This is a genomic window from Candidatus Zixiibacteriota bacterium, assembly GCA_018820315.1.
Classification (GTDB): Bacteria; Zixibacteria; MSB-5A5; order JAABVY01; family JAHJOQ01; genus JAHJOQ01.
This window is the reverse complement of sequence record JAHJOQ010000073.1, coordinates 57,071-72,226: the sequence shown is the minus strand read 5'-3', so window position 1 is coordinate 72,226 and position 15,156 is coordinate 57,071. Positions and strand designations below refer to the sequence as shown.

11 protein-coding genes are annotated in these 15,156 nt (G+C 50.7%); 1 reads left to right on the top strand and 10 read right to left on the bottom strand.

The window, feature by feature from the left end; translation table 11 throughout:
* Window positions 1–13: 13 nt before the first annotated feature.
* The 5 genes from KKH67_06800 to KKH67_06780 all read right to left on the bottom strand — a co-directional run bounded on the left by KKH67_06800 (window position 14) and on the right by KKH67_06780 (window position 8,448).
* The gene (locus KKH67_06800) at window positions 14–619 is read right to left on the bottom strand and encodes a TlpA family protein disulfide reductase (GenBank protein ID MBU1318893.1); all 606 of its coding nucleotides are present in this window, start codon (window positions 617–619) and stop codon (window positions 14–16) included.
* A 16-nt stretch (window positions 620–635) separates the two neighbouring features.
* Window positions 636–1,178, bottom strand: coding sequence for a thioredoxin family protein (locus KKH67_06795; protein MBU1318892.1), 543 nt, complete (start codon window positions 1,176–1,178; stop codon window positions 636–638).
* A 113-nt stretch (window positions 1,179–1,291) separates the two neighbouring features.
* Window positions 1,292–4,768, bottom strand: coding sequence for a DNA polymerase III subunit alpha (locus KKH67_06790; protein ID MBU1318891.1), 3,477 nt, complete (start codon window positions 4,766–4,768; stop codon window positions 1,292–1,294).
* Complete coding sequence (locus tag KKH67_06785; protein ID MBU1318890.1) at window positions 4,765–5,886, bottom strand: tetratricopeptide repeat protein; 1,122 nt, start codon at window positions 5,884–5,886, stop codon at window positions 4,765–4,767. The genes KKH67_06790 and KKH67_06785 overlap by 4 nt, the downstream gene beginning before the upstream one ends.
* A 282-nt stretch (window positions 5,887–6,168) precedes the next feature.
* Window positions 6,169–8,448, bottom strand: a complete 2,280-nt coding sequence (locus KKH67_06780; GenBank protein ID MBU1318889.1) for a M23 family metallopeptidase — start codon at window positions 8,446–8,448, stop codon at window positions 6,169–6,171.
* A 173-nt stretch (window positions 8,449–8,621) separates the two neighbouring features.
* On the opposite strand from KKH67_06780, the gene KKH67_06775 reads away from it, so the two are divergent.
* Complete coding sequence (locus KKH67_06775) at window positions 8,622–10,430, top strand: peptidylprolyl isomerase (protein ID MBU1318888.1); 1,809 nt, start codon at window positions 8,622–8,624, stop codon at window positions 10,428–10,430.
* Between the two features lie 82 nt (window positions 10,431–10,512).
* Here the strand turns inward: KKH67_06775 and KKH67_06770 are convergent, their stop codons facing one another.
* The 5 genes from KKH67_06770 to tgt all read right to left on the bottom strand — a co-directional run bounded on the left by KKH67_06770 (window position 10,513) and on the right by tgt (window position 15,080).
* Window positions 10,513–12,075 (bottom strand): Rne/Rng family ribonuclease, encoded by a 1,563-nt coding sequence (locus KKH67_06770; protein ID MBU1318887.1) that lies wholly within the window; start codon window positions 12,073–12,075, stop codon window positions 10,513–10,515.
* A 34-nt stretch (window positions 12,076–12,109) separates the two neighbouring features.
* Window positions 12,110–13,042 (bottom strand): methionyl-tRNA formyltransferase, encoded by a 933-nt coding sequence (gene fmt, locus KKH67_06765; protein MBU1318886.1) that lies wholly within the window; start codon window positions 13,040–13,042, stop codon window positions 12,110–12,112.
* 2 nt (window positions 13,043–13,044) lie between these two features.
* Window positions 13,045–13,548, bottom strand: coding sequence for a peptide deformylase (def, locus tag KKH67_06760; protein MBU1318885.1), 504 nt, complete (start codon window positions 13,546–13,548; stop codon window positions 13,045–13,047).
* Window positions 13,549–13,558: 10 nt separating this feature from the next.
* Complete coding sequence (yajC, locus tag KKH67_06755; protein MBU1318884.1) at window positions 13,559–13,816, bottom strand: preprotein translocase subunit YajC; 258 nt, start codon at window positions 13,814–13,816, stop codon at window positions 13,559–13,561.
* Window positions 13,817–13,955: 139 nt separating this feature from the next.
* Window positions 13,956–15,080 (bottom strand): tRNA guanosine(34) transglycosylase Tgt, encoded by a 1,125-nt coding sequence (gene tgt / locus KKH67_06750; GenBank protein ID MBU1318883.1) that lies wholly within the window; start codon window positions 15,078–15,080, stop codon window positions 13,956–13,958.
* Window positions 15,081–15,156: the final 76 nt, after the last annotated feature.

The following is a 15,156-nucleotide window of genomic DNA, read 5'->3' as shown; positions in this document are numbered from 1 at the left end:
TCGAAATACCAGATCAGCCCATTTCTGATACAAGCCTGATCTGTTCTTCGTACACTTCCTTCTCGTAGCTCCCAATGATCCGGCTCTGAAGCTTCCCGTTCTTGTCGAAAATGTAGGTCACCGGCAACGCGCCAAGCAGATCGGGACTCAGCGTAAACTGACCCACACCAGCGACGATTGGATACGGCAAACGGTGTCTATCGACAAAACGGCGAAGCACATCTCCGTCTGGCAAATCCAGTGAAATGCCGATCATTTTGAACCTGTCGTCGCCATGCTCAGCCAGCAACTCATTAAGAAACCCGAGTCTCTCGATACATGGATCACAATCAGTCCGCCAGACATCAATCATCACAACGTAACCTCTGAGATCGGAGAGGGAAAAAGTGACACCGTCGATGCACTTGAATACAAGGTCATCACCGTCTTCGAGGCTGTCAGGAATTGACTCCGCAGCTCCCTGAACAGAGGCTGCAGATAAGGCACTCGTATCGGTCGGAACTGGTGAAGTCTCGGATGTCTCTCCGTTGTTTCCACAACCACAAATAAGTGACACGAAAGTCAGGGCAAGGATAGAAGCAAAGCTCCCCGCCAGAGTAGAGAAAAATCTTCTTTTCATCTTTGAATACGCTTCGTCATCCCTGCTTCTGAGAGGCGAAGTCTTTGAATGACATCTTTTCGTAAGAATCTGTGCTGACAAATCTCAGGGCTATCTCGAATTGATCAGCCGCCCAATAACCTGAGATCGGGGCTATCGTTGTACCGTCCGGTTTCAGGAATATTGTCGTAGGATATCCCTTAACTCCAAACGCACGGGAAAGCTGCTTTTCGGTCATCACTAACGGCTCACCTTCCTTGTCTGTCAGATTGAGCTTGTTCTTGGAATCACCGTCGACGACTGCAAGTATAAATTTTCCTGTCATGAGAGCAAGAACTTTGGGATCGGTGAATGTTGTTTTCTTCATCTTCTTGCAGTAGCCACACCAGGTAGTTGTGAAGAACACCATCACATGCTTGTTCTGCTCTTTCGCGAGTTCAAGAGCTTTGTCGTACTTGTGCCAGGTGAGAGCATTCTCATCTTTCGGAGCCTGCCCTTTCGAACCTGTCTGCGCTGTTGCATAAATTGTAAAGCTTAAGACCAGTATTCCAACCATGAATACGATTGCAGACTTCCTCATCTCAATCTCCAGACTATATGTATCAGACTCTGATTCTCATCGGCAATAACTGTCTACCAATGTAAACAAAATCCACCAAAAATCAACCTATTTCGTTGCTTATAACCCTGTGACTATGCGGTAGTTCCGTTCTTATGCGCTGATGCTCTCGCTTCCCAACGTACTTTGTCGGAGCCGAGAAGCCCCGAAAGTCTCCGTGTAAGTCCAGGTTTCGCAGATGCTTTCAGCCCTTCAGCTTCCACGACCACGTGTTCATTTCCGGTATCGAGGACGAGTATTACCTGGGCAGAGCCCGGATAATCGCCGAGAATCTCTTCTATCGATTCAAGTCGCCCACCGTTGAAATTAGGACCTTCAATGAATAGTGTGAGAGTCAACTCTCCACCATCCGCGATTGTATCAAGAGACTCGACCCTGTCTGCTACTATCTTCGGTTTTTCTTCCTCGCGCTTCGATAATCTCCCGGATATCATTACCAGGGATTTCTCTTTGATAATATCCTGCCGAGTTGCGTAAAGAGCCGAGAAGATGATAATCTCAATTGTACCGCTGAGATCTCTCAGCGTAGCAAAGGCCATCCGATTGCCTTTCTTGTCTGTGTTTTCTCTGATTCTCGTCAGAACACCCCCGATAGTCACGCTCGAATCATCGGGATAGTCCTCTGCCTCGAATGTATTGCATGTGGCAGCGGCAGACAGCAGTGTCCTGTAGGAGTCGAGCGGATGCCCGGAAATATACTCTCCGAGAAGCTCTTCCTCGAAACTCAGCTTTGTCATGTTATCCCATTCGGTCTCGTCCGGAAGAGCCGGCTCCACAACTCCGATTGTATCGGCATCGGCGCCAAACAGGCTCGCCTGATTCTCGTGTTGTTTGCTGGCATGTCTCGCCTGACCGAATGCCAGCACCGATTCGACAGCCGCCAGCAATTGCGCCCTGTGCCCCGGCAGAGAATCCAACGCACCAGCCTTGATCAGCGATTCGAGAACGCGTCGATTCATCGCCTTGATATCCACCCTCGAGACGAAGTCGAAAATCGAAGCAAAATCTCCATCCTTCTCACGTGCTTCCATGATCTTCTCAATAGCACCGAGTCCCACATTCTTCACCGCCCCAAGGCCGAACCGAATCCTGTCACCGTCCACCGTGAACTGAGCGCCACAGCTATTTATGTCCGGCGGAAGCACCGGGATTCCAAGCCTCCGGCACTCCTCGATCAGGATGATCACTCGATCCGTGTTGCCCATTTCCGACGTCAGCGACGCAGCATTGAACTCGCGCGGATAGTGAGCTTTCAAATATGCCGTTTGGTATGCCAAATAGGAGTATCCCGCGGCATGCGATTTATTGAAGCCATATCTGGCGAACGTCTCTATCTGCAGAAACACAGCGGCAGCAACTTTGGGATCGACACCGTTGGCGGCGCACCCGTCAAGGAAAGTCTTCTGTTGCTGCTCCATTATCTCGACGACTTTCTTTCCCATCGCCTTTCTGAGCACATCACCCTGTCCGGCTGTAAAGCCGGCCAGTTCCATGGCAATCTTGATCACCTGCTCCTGATAGACGATGACACCATATGTCTCCTTCAGAATCGGTTCGAGCTTCGGATGATCGTAGATCACCTCCTCCTCGCCGTGCTTCCGCTTTATGTAATCATCAATAGTGCCGGCATCAAGGGGACCGGGTCGATAAAGCGCGTTCATTGCAATCAGATCGCCAAGATTCTCGGGACCGAGCTTCCTCAGGTAGTCCTGCATTCCGCTCGATTCAAACTGGAATATGCCGACAGTATGGCCACCGCAGAATAGTTCGAATACGCGCTCGTCGTCCAGAGGTATCTTTTCAAGATCAATCTCAATGCCGTGATTCTCTTTGATCATTGCGATAGCGTCATCAATAACCGTCAGCGTCCGCAATCCCAGAAAATCCATCTTCAGAAGACCGATCTCTTCGATACACTTCATGTCGTATTGTGTCGTTGTCTCTTCGCCTTTCGGCGCCCGGAAAAGCGGAACGAACTCTGTGAGCGCCTTGGGAGCTATAACTACTCCCGCTGCATGCGTCGATGCGTGCCGAGCCAAACCTTCAAGAGTTTGAGAGAATTCCAGTAGCTTGCGCGACTCCTCATCTCCTTTGGCGAGCTTCTTCAATTCCGGTTCTGTCGAAAGCGCTCCGGATATAGTCTGGCCCGGTCCGGAGGGAATCAACTTCGCGATGCGATCGATTTCGCTGTACGGCACCTGCATAACTCGTCCGACATCTCTGATCGACTGACGAGCTGCCATAGTCCCGAATGTAATAATCTGGCACACATTGGCTTTGCCGTACTTGTCAATAACATAATCGATAATCCTCTCCCGCCCTCGATCAGCAAAGTCTATGTCGATATCCGGGAGCGAAATTCTCTCAGGATTAAGGAACCGCTCGAAAAGAAGCCCGTACTTCAGCGGATCGAGATTTACGATTCCGAGACAGTATGAGACAATTGAACCTGCTGCGGAGCCTCTTCCAGGACCTACACGGACACCCAGCCTCCGGGCCTGATCGATGAAGTCTTTGACGATGAGGAAGTAGCCGGAGTATCCCATCTTGATTATCACATCAAGTTCGAAGTCAAGTCTCTTTCTGTGTTCGTCAGTTATCTCCGAGTACCGCTGTTTCAATCCATCCTCGGCCAGTAGCCGTAGATAATCATCCAGATTGCTGTGCCCCTCCGGCAATGGAAACGCGGGCAGATGATTCTTGCCAAGTTCGATATCGAGATTGCACATCTCTGCAATCCTCAGCGTGTTCTCGATAGCATCCGGATAATCGGCGAACAGTTCCTTCATTTCCGCAGGTGTCTTCACATAAATCTGGTCAGTGTTGTATCTCATCCTGTCGGAGTCGGAGATGAACTTGCCGGTCTGGATGCACAGGAGGGCGTCGTGCGCACTTGAGTCTTTCTGATGCAGATAGTGGCAGTCATTTGTGGCGACAATTGGAAGGCCGATCCGCTTAGCAAGCGCCAACACCTTGGACCTGGCCTCGTCCTCCTTTGGTATGCCGTGATTCTGTATTTCAAGATAGAAGTTGCCTTCGCCGAAAATGTCTGTGAATTTCTTGGCAGCGCGAGCTGCCTCGACATCATCATTCGCTAACAAAAGCCAGGGAATCTCGCCCTTCATGCAGGCTGAGGTTGCAATCAATCCTTCGGCATGTTCCTTCAGGAGCTTCTTGTCTACGCGCGGTCTATGGTAGAAACCTTCCAGATAACCGGCAGAAACGAGCTTCATCAGATTCTTGTAACCTGTTTCGTTCCTGGCGAGAAGAAGCATATGGTATCCAGCGCTCGGTTTGCCCGCTATCGGCTCCTTGTGCGTGTGACTTTTCGGGGCTACGTAAATCTCGCACCCGATTATCGGCTTGATGCCCCTTTTTCTCGCCTTCTTATAGAATTCTATCGCTCCGAACATATTTCCGTGATCAGTGATAGCCAGGGCAGGCATTTTCATGTCGTGGGCAAGTTCAAGGAATGGGTCAATGCGGCAAGCCCCGTCGAGAAGCGAATATTGCGTATGATTGTGGAGATGGATAAAATCTGCTGTGCTCATTCTTTATCTCCGGACATCTGATCCTTGAGCTCTTTGACTGTCTTTAGCGCTTCATGTGCCTCCGGAAGTGATGCATCCAATGCGATAGCCCTGTTGTACATCACTATTGCGCTATCGAGCTTTCCGATTCCGGCGAGTGCATTTCCCCAGCCGATGTATAACGGAGCCATGCTGCTGTCGATAGCAGCTCCCTTCTCGAACGCAACTATGGCGTTACGCGGCTCCCCGAGGAGGTTGAGCGTGAATCCGAGATTCATGTATGCTTCCACGAAAGTCGAATCGAGCGCAATAACATCCTTAAAAGCATTACGTGCTCGTGTATAGAGAGATTTGTCGAAATAGGTCACACCCTTCTGCATCAACACCGGAATCTGCATCTCCTTAGCGGTGTTGTCCAGATTCTCAAAGCTTGACTTGGTGAAGAAATTCTGTGGATCGTATTTCAGCGCCTTCTCAAACAGAGATCGCGCCTTCTCAACATCGCCTTCTGCGAGATAGAGACTTGCCAATGAACTCAGAGTGTAAACATCAGTCGAGTCTATTTCGTATGCGCGCTGTACATACTTGAATCCCTCCTCCGGTCCTCTCTGCAATGCCACTGCCAGGCCGAGATTTGACAGAATCAGGGTGCTCTTCGGAAATTGCTTCTGCGCAGCAACCAGCAGGCTCTCCGCTTCGGCGAGCCGTCCTGTTCCACGGTAGACTATAGACCGATAGGCAGGTATTTTCTCGTTTGGCAACACCGCTACAAGCTCAGCAAGATCAATATACTGATTGGCGATGTCGAATTCTCTCGCCAACCAAGCGAGACGTCCAGCTTCCAGATATGAGTTGGCATCCATCTCCTGATACTCTATCAAGAGCTCCAGTGCTTGTCTCGCCATCTCAAACTCGCCTAACCTGATCGAAATTCCGACCAGCTTCCGCATGGCATCGAAATTCCCTTCGTCTGCGCTGTAGGCCTCTCGGAGAGCATCTGCGGAGCCAGCGAGATCTTTCACCTTCAGGAGTGAGTCGGCGAGCTGCATGTATTGATCCGATGTCTGGCCGGGCGCCGGCATGGCAAAAAGAACAGCCATGAGCACAACACCGATTTGCAGATTCAGAAACTTGATCATACGTCAAAACCCATCATTCTTTATAGTACACATGTGGAGCCCTCTTCACAAACAATATGAATACGACGACTCCGAAAATGAACCCGCCTATATGCGCAAACCACGCCACCACCACCCTCAGATCCCGGCACTCCGGCAATCGCTCCGGATGCGCACACCATCGTAACCACAGGTTTGTGCTGTGTTAGTATGTCATCCTTGATCGGAAGCATCTCAAGCCTAACCTATAGTTTCTTCAACCAGCCGCAGAATATTAAGCAGTTTCTTGGATAATTTCAATTACTATCTCTGGCCACTCCCCTTGACATAGCGAAAGCTCGACGAATATGCTGTCTCATTACCCGCTCGGTCGCGGACGTGTATACGCAGTACGTGGTTGCCGGGATCGAGGTCTTGGCTGGAATATGTAACCATCCATTTGGAAGCCGTATCGTATTCAGGAATCGCCCAGATGCCGTCTACAGTAATCTCGATTGAGGTGTCGTCCTCGATGCCTGACAGTGCATCATCGAGCTTGAAGCTGATCTTAGGCCTCGAGCTGTTGACTCTCCCTCCATCACCCGGAGTCACTTGCCAGATTCTCGGTCCAACCGTATCGCTAAGAACCGCATAAGATACAAGCCTGGAGACCTTTGCGTGGAGGACTGAATTGCTGTCGAGACTGCTCGATACGAATGAGACTCCCCCATCTTCGGTGACACTGTAGAGATGGCATCGCGCCGCACTTTCGCATTCCACGGAAGGTACGCCAATATCGATCCAGTCATTAAGAAGCAAATCAGCCGGTCCGAGAATTATTGCCTTCGCCATCCCATAGTCCGTAACCGATATCGTTGCAGTGTCTACTCTGACAGCGCTCGCTCCAAGGAGATCGCCTTTCTCCAGAATAAACTCTGCTCCCGGGAATTTCACATTATGAGCGGATGATCCGTTGCCACCCGCGACTATCGGTGTGCCATATTGACCAAAGAACGTCTCAGGAATCGATATTTCAGAGGGATCGACCAGAACCAACGAGTCCGCTGTATCAAACATTACGGGCAGTACAAAGCAGACACTGCGAGCCGTGCGGCTCTTTGCATCCCAGAAATCCGCAAGTTTCCTGGTGTCGAGCTGGAGCGGGTCGTAGCGTGATTCAAGCCGAGACGGAGACAGCACATCTGCCCCAAGCCCTGCTGTGGGAGCTGGGATCGGAACTCCTGTCTCGGAGACTCTCACAAGGTGATCGAACCTGGCACCGTCGTCGGTGAAGATCGAATACAGTACAAGTCGTTGAGTGAGATCGCGAAACTGAGCAAGGAGGTTTATGTCCCCGTCTATATAATCACCGAACGCCGATGCATTTTCACCGGGAAGATACGGAGCGAAGGTACCGGTGGCCTGATCAAGTAATGCCACCTCATGTCGTACGACATTTGAATGGTCACTACACAGGCTGCCAGCCACTTCAGAGTGGCCGTCAAAAGCAGGTGGGCATCTCAAATCGATAATAACACTCGCACGGGAGACATTGCCTGATTGATCATAGACTCTGAACAAGAGCGTGTGAACACCCGGCCCGATACCGATTCCGTTTTCTGACGCGCCTGCCTCGATCCACCCCTTGTTCCACGTATGATCATTGACCAGCGGCGGATTTGTACCTGAGAATTGATATAGGTTATGAACAAAGTTGTCGCCCTTGAGCGACCGTGTGTAGTTCAACTCAAGATTGACCTCGCCCCATCGATCGAATGACAGCGTGTCATAATTTGTGACAAAGAGAGCGGTCTCGTAGCTATCGACGAACATCTCTATCCGCGATACTGCATAACTTCTGCTGGTGTTTGAGCGCTTGTCTACGCAATCAATCTCCACGCCTACGGGACCGTAGACAGTACACGTGTCGCTCGACGTGAGATTCCCCTTACCGCGCAATAGCGGCACTTCCGTCACTCCTGTATGCCCATCCACTCTGCTCTGCGTCGGTGACAGAGATCGAAAGGATATCTTGCGAATGACAGGCGAGAGATCGTCCACCAAATCAGGGTAGAATGTCAGCGGTGAGAGCGGATTCTCGTCACGCGCGCGAATTTCGAAGTGAAGGTGCGGGGCGGCTCCACCAGATTTGCCCGACACTGCAACAGTCTCACCCGCCTTGAATCGGAATCTCCCCTCAAGCGGGTACAGGTCGACCTGATAACGCCGCTGAGCCAGTTGCTGCTCCTGGACATAGCGATCGATCTCAGGGGTGAATTTCTCCAGGTGAGCATATACGGCGATTCGGCCATCATCGAGCTTCAGATAGAGTGATTTTCCATATCCTCGCCACCCGGTCCGCACCCGCCAGACATGCCCGCCAGCTATTGCGCTGACTTTGTAGCCGGTTTTGCCGAAGGTTCTGATATCTATGCCCGAATGCCAGTGCCCGGACCGCCATTGGCAAAATCCTGAAGTCAATTCTCTGGATGCCGGCAATGGCCATAAGTAATTGTCTCCATTGGCAATACAGGGAATGGTTATGGCAAATACAATGAGTGCGACGATGACTGCTCTCTGTGGGTGACTGGCAAATTGCTGCATAATTCTTAAGGTTATGGGAAACATACCGCACGTGTCAACCATATTATAACATTTGCGATAAGTCAAGGTTGCACGCACTTCTCGACAAAAAAGACTTGTGGTTCTGCCGATGATATGTATATATTACTGGCTTGTGTTGTTACCATATCATCACTTAGAGGAGTTTGGCAGGTATGTTGCAGAATTTTCGGAAATTTAGTAAAGCTTTTCTATACATAGTCATCGCCGCCTTCGTCGGGACGATCATCTTCGCCTGGGGAGCCGATATCACCAGGTCCAAAGGTGAGAAGGGTATAATCGGAGAGATCAATGGTGAAGATATTGATTATAAGGCTTACGGGCAAATAGTCGACAACTACTATCAGCAGGCATCACAGTCATCCCAACGCGAGATCAGTCAATCCGAAATGATTGATATCAGAAACAGAGCGTGGAGCGATATGGTGACCGATCTCATATACCAACAGAAGTTCAATGAGTTGAAACTGAATATCACCAACGTCGAGTTAGCCGAACATCTCAAGCGGTTCCCGCCACAATTCCTGCAACGGCATCCTGAGTTCCAGAGTGAAGCGGGAGGCTTTGATTATCAGAAATATCTATCGACCATGCAGGATCCTCGATATGTGCAGTTCTGGATTGAGGTCGAGAATGTCGCGCGAAATGACATAATGAGCGTGAAGTTACAGGAATTGGCCGTGACTGCTGCGCGCGTGACCGGCGAGGACCTGAAAGAGGAATTCATCGATACAAAAGAACTGATGAAATTCGAATATGCCCTTGTCATGAAAGACAACATGCGCGATCCGGAAATCGTCAACGACACTGCGGAAGTCCTCGAGTATTACAAAAACCACTTAGACCGCTATTTCAAGCCTGCTGAGGCCAAGCTCAGATATGTAGAGTTCAAGAAAGATCCGACTGCAAGTGACAGTCTCGGCATCAAGCAACAGATCGAGAGCATTGCACAGGAGATCAGGGACAGTGTCGATTTTGCAGAGTTGGCTATGAATCTCTCGGAGGATGGTTCGGCTCAGCAAGGTGGGGATCTCGGTTGGTTCGGTACAGGGAAGATGGTCAAAGAATTCGAAGATGCGGCATTCGCACTCGCGGATTCGGGTGATGTCTCGGAACCAGTTGAGACTCAGTTCGGATGGCATCTGATAATGAAGACCGGTGAGCGCGAGCAGGATGGAAACAAGGAAATCAGGGCTAGCCACATCTTGATAAAGTTCAAGCCATCGGGACAGACTGTGTCTGATATGCAGAACCTCGCACAGAGTTTCATCGAAGAAGCCAACTCATCCGGATTTGAGCAGACGGCGAATGATCTCGGTTATGAAGTTCTCAACACCGGCCCGTTCCCCAAAGGTAACAATGCCGGTGCAATGGGGCAGGTACCGAAAGCTAATGAGTTCGCTTTCTCAAACGATGCCGGCGCAATATCACATGCTATTGAGGATGCCACTGGAATAGTCGTGGCACAAGTGGAGACATACAGGCCGGAGGGCGTGAGGGGAATCGATGAGAGCTTCGGTAGAGCATCCTCAGACCTCACTCAGAAGAAGTTGATGGCTCGAGCGTTCGCCAAAGCAAGTGGAATCTACGATCTCGTGATGGAAGGAACCTCACTCGAGGAAGCTTCTGAGCAGCTGGTAGCGGAGTACGACGTCACAGAGATGATTTCCCGTAAAGGAACAATACGAAAGCTGGGACGCGATCCTAATTTCCTCGGTGCAGCTTTCAAGCTCAGCTCCGACAACCCGATCAGCGGTCCAATTATGACCGGTAAAGGAGCCGCGGTCGTCAAGTTCCTCGATAGGCAGGCAGCAAACCTGCAGGATTTCGCTAGTGAACAAGATACAATAAAACAGCGGATGATCGGCACGATTCGGCAGCAGGACTACCAACAGTGGTTCGGAAAACTGCAGGATGCGAGTAATGTGAAGGACTATCGCGATCAGCTATACGGCAGCTATTGATCGTTTGACAGAATAAACTCCTCGTACAAAAAGCCCCGTCAGCTACGGCGGGACTTTTCTTCTGCAATTTCTGGTCAACATATCATTTAACTTCAGCCTTCGTCTTATACAGATCAGTGACCTCTACATTATCATCGAGAGAAATCACTTTGTAGTTCTCCGGTCTAAGAGAATCATCTTCAATAATCTCAATCTTGAATCTGAGTTGCATTAAAATCCTCTTGAGACTGTTCGATTCGCGAGCGCGAAGATGCTTTGCGACCTCAGGATGAACTATCAACTGGAATTTGCGAGTCCGCGTGCCTGCTCGCGCGCGCTGGAACCAGCGATCAATCTTCGTTGCAATTGTGTCCTTGGACAATACTCGTCCGAAGCCGTTGCAGGTCGGACAGGGCTCGGAAAAAGTCTGAATCAGGGACGGGCGCGTTCTTTCGCGAGTCATTTCGATGAGACCGTAGTCCGACACCGGACTGATTGCATTCTTCGCGCGGTCATTCCTGAAGTGCGACTTGAACTCCTCGAAGAGCCTGCGACGGTTTTCGCGACTATACATATCGATGAAGTCGATTATGATCAGTCCGCCAAGATCCCTCAACCTGATCTGGCGAGCTATCTCTCTTGCTGCCTCAAGGTTCGTCAGTAGAATCGTCTGTTCCTGGGCCTTTCGGCCTACAAATCGGCCGGTGTTGACGTCGATAGCCCAGAGCGCCTCAGTCTGATCAATGACGATGAATGAGCCCTTTCTAATCCATACCTTGCGATTGAGCGTTCGATCGATCTCATCTTCGATACCATAGAGATCGAATATGGGGACATCACCTTTGTACAGCTCGACTTTGTCCCTGAGACCGGGAGCTACCATTTTCACGAATGCGATCACTTCTTTGTAAATATCACGTGAGTCGACTATTACGCGTTCCGTGTCCTCTGTGAAGAAATCCCGCACTATACTGGTTGTTATACCGGCATCGCGGTGCAGGAGCGCGGGCGCGCTCTTGCGGTCGGCGGACTTCCTGATACGGTCCCAGATCTTGACAAGCCGCTTTATATCTCTTCTGAAGTCTCTCTCAGTCTTGCCTTCACCCTCCGTGCGGACAATGAATCCGAAACCTTCGGGGCGAAGATCGAAAAGCATCCGGCGCAGCCTCTTGCGCTCCGCCCAGTTCGATATTCTCTTCGACACACGGATGTGCTTCTCGTTCGGAACGAGCACCAGGAATCTCCCGGGCAGACTTATGGCCGTGCTGACGCGCGCCCCCTTGTCGCCCAGTGGCTCCTTGATTACTTGAACCAGAATCTCCTGATCCTGATGGATTAGCTTCTCGATGGGATTCTGACGGCTCGTCTTGCGGATTATGTCGCTTTCGGTCTCATTCTCGTCATCATCATAATCAAAATCATACCTGCGTGCCGACGAGTCGGTGCCGACATCGGAGATATGCAGGAACGACGTGCGATCGAGTCCCAAATCAAGAAATGCCGCCTGCATGCCCGGCAGAACTGCCGTCACCCTCCCCTTGTGGATAGCCCCTACATTTCGTTGATCCCCCGGTCGCTCAACCAGGAGTTCGACAAGCTTGTCGTTCTCCAGAATAGCTATCCGGGTTTCGTGCTGTGCACAGTTAATTACAATCTCTTGCTTCAAATTCTGCTCCTCTCTGCGTGATCGGAGCGTCTGATTATCCGAGCGCTTCGCCGGATACTGGTGGATAACCCCTGAGGTAATCTTCAGCCTTCATTCGCTTCTTGCCCGCCGGCTGGACTTCGTGGAGTCTCAACCAGCCATCGCCAGTCGCGACCACGAGACCGTCCACACCGCTTTCCATAACCAAGCTTCCGTCCTCCGGAGAATTCTTCGCGGCATGCAAGACTTCACTTCGCAATATCTTCAGCTTGCTTCCGTTTCGAAAGGTATAAGCTCCCGGTTTGGAGCAGAATCCTCTGATACGGTTGTTGATGGACTCAGCGGACTGCGACCAGTCGATCTCTCCCTGTTCCGGTTTGATTTTCGGCGCTTTTGACGCAAGAGCAGGATTCTGCTCCGCCGGTTCAAGAATGCCTTTTTCAAGGCCATTGACTGTTTCGAGCAAAACATCAGCCCCCAGAAGACTCAGTCTGTCATACAGACTGTCGTAAGTGTCATCGGGGAGAATTCTCTCTTTTCGCTGTACGAGAATCCCTCCTGTATCAACCTTTTGTTTTATCTGGAAGGTCGTGACACCGGTCTCTGTTTCCCCCGCCATTATCGCATGATTGATTGGGGCGGCGCCTCTGTACTTGGGCAGCAGTGAAGCGTGCAGGTTGATCGCACCGAGCGCCGGTATTGCCAACAATTCCGGCGGAAGGATCCGAAATGCGACGACTACGAACAGAGCAGCAGCTAACTGGGCAAGTTTCTCCAGAAAGGAGGAATCTGTCAAGTCTTCTACCTGTAAAACAGGCAGCCCATACTGTTCGGCCGCAATCTTGACTTCCGGCACATGAAGCTTCCTGCCACGTCCCGCAGCGCGGTTAGGCGAGGTCACTACGCACATTATCTCGTGCGGGGACGACGCCAATCGCTGGAGGCTGGGCAGAGCAAATTTGGGGTTACCAAAAAAAATCAGACGCATACTCAGCCGACTTTGATCTTCTTGAGCTTGCCGGCCAGGATCTCTCGATCTACTGAAGGTATGTGGTCGATGAACAAAACCCCGTTTAGATGATCATTCTCATGTTGGATCGCACGGGCTGCGAGACCGGTCGCTTCGATACGATGAGTCTTCCCTTCCAGATCCTGGAATTTCACCGTAATCTTCTCGGCGCGAACCACCTGTAAGAAGAGGCCGGGGAATGATAGACATCCCTCTTCGGCGGTCTCTGTGCCATCGGTGCTCTCTATTTCGGGGTTTACAAAAGCCATCGGCTCAGCGTCAAAAGTCTGCGAGGACAAATCAATTACGAACATACGCCGAGTATCTCCCACTTGGGGAGCCGCCAATCCGATGCCATTGGCGGATTTCATAATGGAGAATATCTTCTCCGCAAATCTTTTCAGCTCCTCATCGAATACCACTACCGGTTCACACGGTTCTCTCAGAACCGGATCACCATACTTTCGAACAAGATTTCCAGCCATACCTGCTCAATCAGTTTTCTACAAGTCCAGCTATTGAACTTTTTACAAACTCTATTTTAACTTGATCGGCCACTTTGAGCACGACTTTATTCTTATCGTCGTGAATACCGACAACTGTGCCGATCATACCACTATTGGTGACTACCTTGTCACCCGTTTTCAGCGCTGCCAACAGATCCTGATGCTCTTTCTGCCGCTTCTTCTGAGGGCGAATCATGAAGAAGTACATGATCAAAATGATCGGCACGAAAAATATCAGCATCTGCATAAGCGGATTTCCCCCGCCCGATTCCGGGTTAGCGGCGAATCCTGACAAAAAGTGAATCACAAACTACCTCCTGCTGTTTAGCCCGTTACTTCGACAAACCACTTAATTTCGCCCTAAGTCTGCCAAAGTCAAGTACTTTTTACCTGTCGTTATTAACATAGCGGCCTTTGAATTGTTCCAGAAACACCCCGAAACGACCGTCAGCAATGGCTTTGCGAGAATCCTGCATCAGGCGCGATGTGAAGTAGAGATTGTGTATCGTGGATAATCTAAGAGCTGATGGCTCATTGATATTGAAGAGATGGCGCAAATACGCCCGGTGATATTGCCGACAGGTCAGGCAGCCGCAATCTTCATCGATTGGACGAAAATCTCTCTTATAACGAGCTGCCTTGATTATCATTCGACCATTGGTGGTCAAGAGGGTCGCATTGCGCGCGTTGCGGGTCGGAAGCACGCAGTCGAACATATCATAGCCGAGGGCGATTGCTTCCAGAAGCTCGACCGGAGTACCGAGCCCCATCAGATATCGCGGTCGATCTTCCGGGAGATACTGCACAGTGTGATCGGCAAGCTCCAGCATCAGATCATTCGGCTCCCCGACAGACAGCCCACCGACTGCATAACCGGGCAATTCGAGTTCGACTGTGGTCTCGGCCGCTATGGTTCGAAGGTCTTTGTACGTTGATCCCTGCACTATTCCGAACAGCGCCTGCTTATCTGATAGCGGCCTCCATGCATCAACAGATCGCTTCAGCCAGTCGAGCGTCAGATCGACCGCCTTGGCCGCATCATCGTGCTCCGTCGGGAACTTTACGCATTGATCGAGCGGCATCATGATATCTGACCGCAGTATCCGCTGAATATCGACGACTTTTTCCGGCGTGAAGAGATGCGATGACCCATCGAGATGCGATTTGAACGTCACACCCTCGTCATTGATTTTGCTCAACTCACCGAGGCTAAACACCTGGAATCCACCCGAATCGGTCAGGATCGATTTCTTCCATGAATTGAATCTGTGCAATCCACTTGCATGTTCGATAACATCGGTGCCGGGACGCAGATAGAGATGATATGTGTTACCGAGGATGATATCAAAACCGAGCGCTTCGAGATCATCGGCGGATACAGCCTTGACCGCACCCGCAGTCCCGACCGGCATAAACGCCGGCGTCGGGAATGTCCCATGCGCAGTCGTCACTTCACCCGTGCGCGCACGGGAAGAAGGATCATAATGTATTATGTTGAAATGTATTACCATGTTCGCGAAGTATGCCTTTTGGTGAGCATGTATACTGAAGCAAGTGCCCGACAATTCTGCAATGTGGCGTTTTTAC

Bases quoted from the DNA above. Each gene is read 5' to 3' on its own strand.
- KKH67_06800 (MBU1318893.1), bottom strand. From the start codon at position 619: ATGAAAAGAAGATTTTTCTCTACTCTGGCGGGGAGCTTTGCTTCTATC.
- KKH67_06795 (MBU1318892.1), bottom strand. From the start codon at position 1,178: ATGAGGAAGTCTGCAATCGTATTCATGGTTGGAATACTGGTCTTAAGC.
- KKH67_06790 (MBU1318891.1), bottom strand. From the start codon at position 4,768: ATGAGCACAGCAGATTTTATCCATCTCCACAATCATACGCAATATTCG.
- KKH67_06785 (MBU1318890.1), bottom strand. From the start codon at position 5,886: ATGATCAAGTTTCTGAATCTGCAAATCGGTGTTGTGCTCATGGCTGTT.
- KKH67_06780 (MBU1318889.1), bottom strand. From the start codon at position 8,448: ATGCAGCAATTTGCCAGTCACCCACAGAGAGCAGTCATCGTCGCACTC.
- KKH67_06775 (MBU1318888.1), top strand. From the start codon at position 8,622: ATGTTGCAGAATTTTCGGAAATTTAGTAAAGCTTTTCTATACATAGTC.
- fmt (MBU1318886.1), bottom strand. From the start codon at position 13,042: ATGCGTCTGATTTTTTTTGGTAACCCCAAATTTGCTCTGCCCAGCCTC.
- def (MBU1318885.1), bottom strand. From the start codon at position 13,548: ATGGCTGGAAATCTTGTTCGAAAGTATGGTGATCCGGTTCTGAGAGAA.
- yajC (MBU1318884.1), bottom strand. From the start codon at position 13,816: ATGCAGATGCTGATATTTTTCGTGCCGATCATTTTGATCATGTACTTC.
- tgt (MBU1318883.1), bottom strand. From the start codon at position 15,080: ATGGTAATACATTTCAACATAATACATTATGATCCTTCTTCCCGTGCG.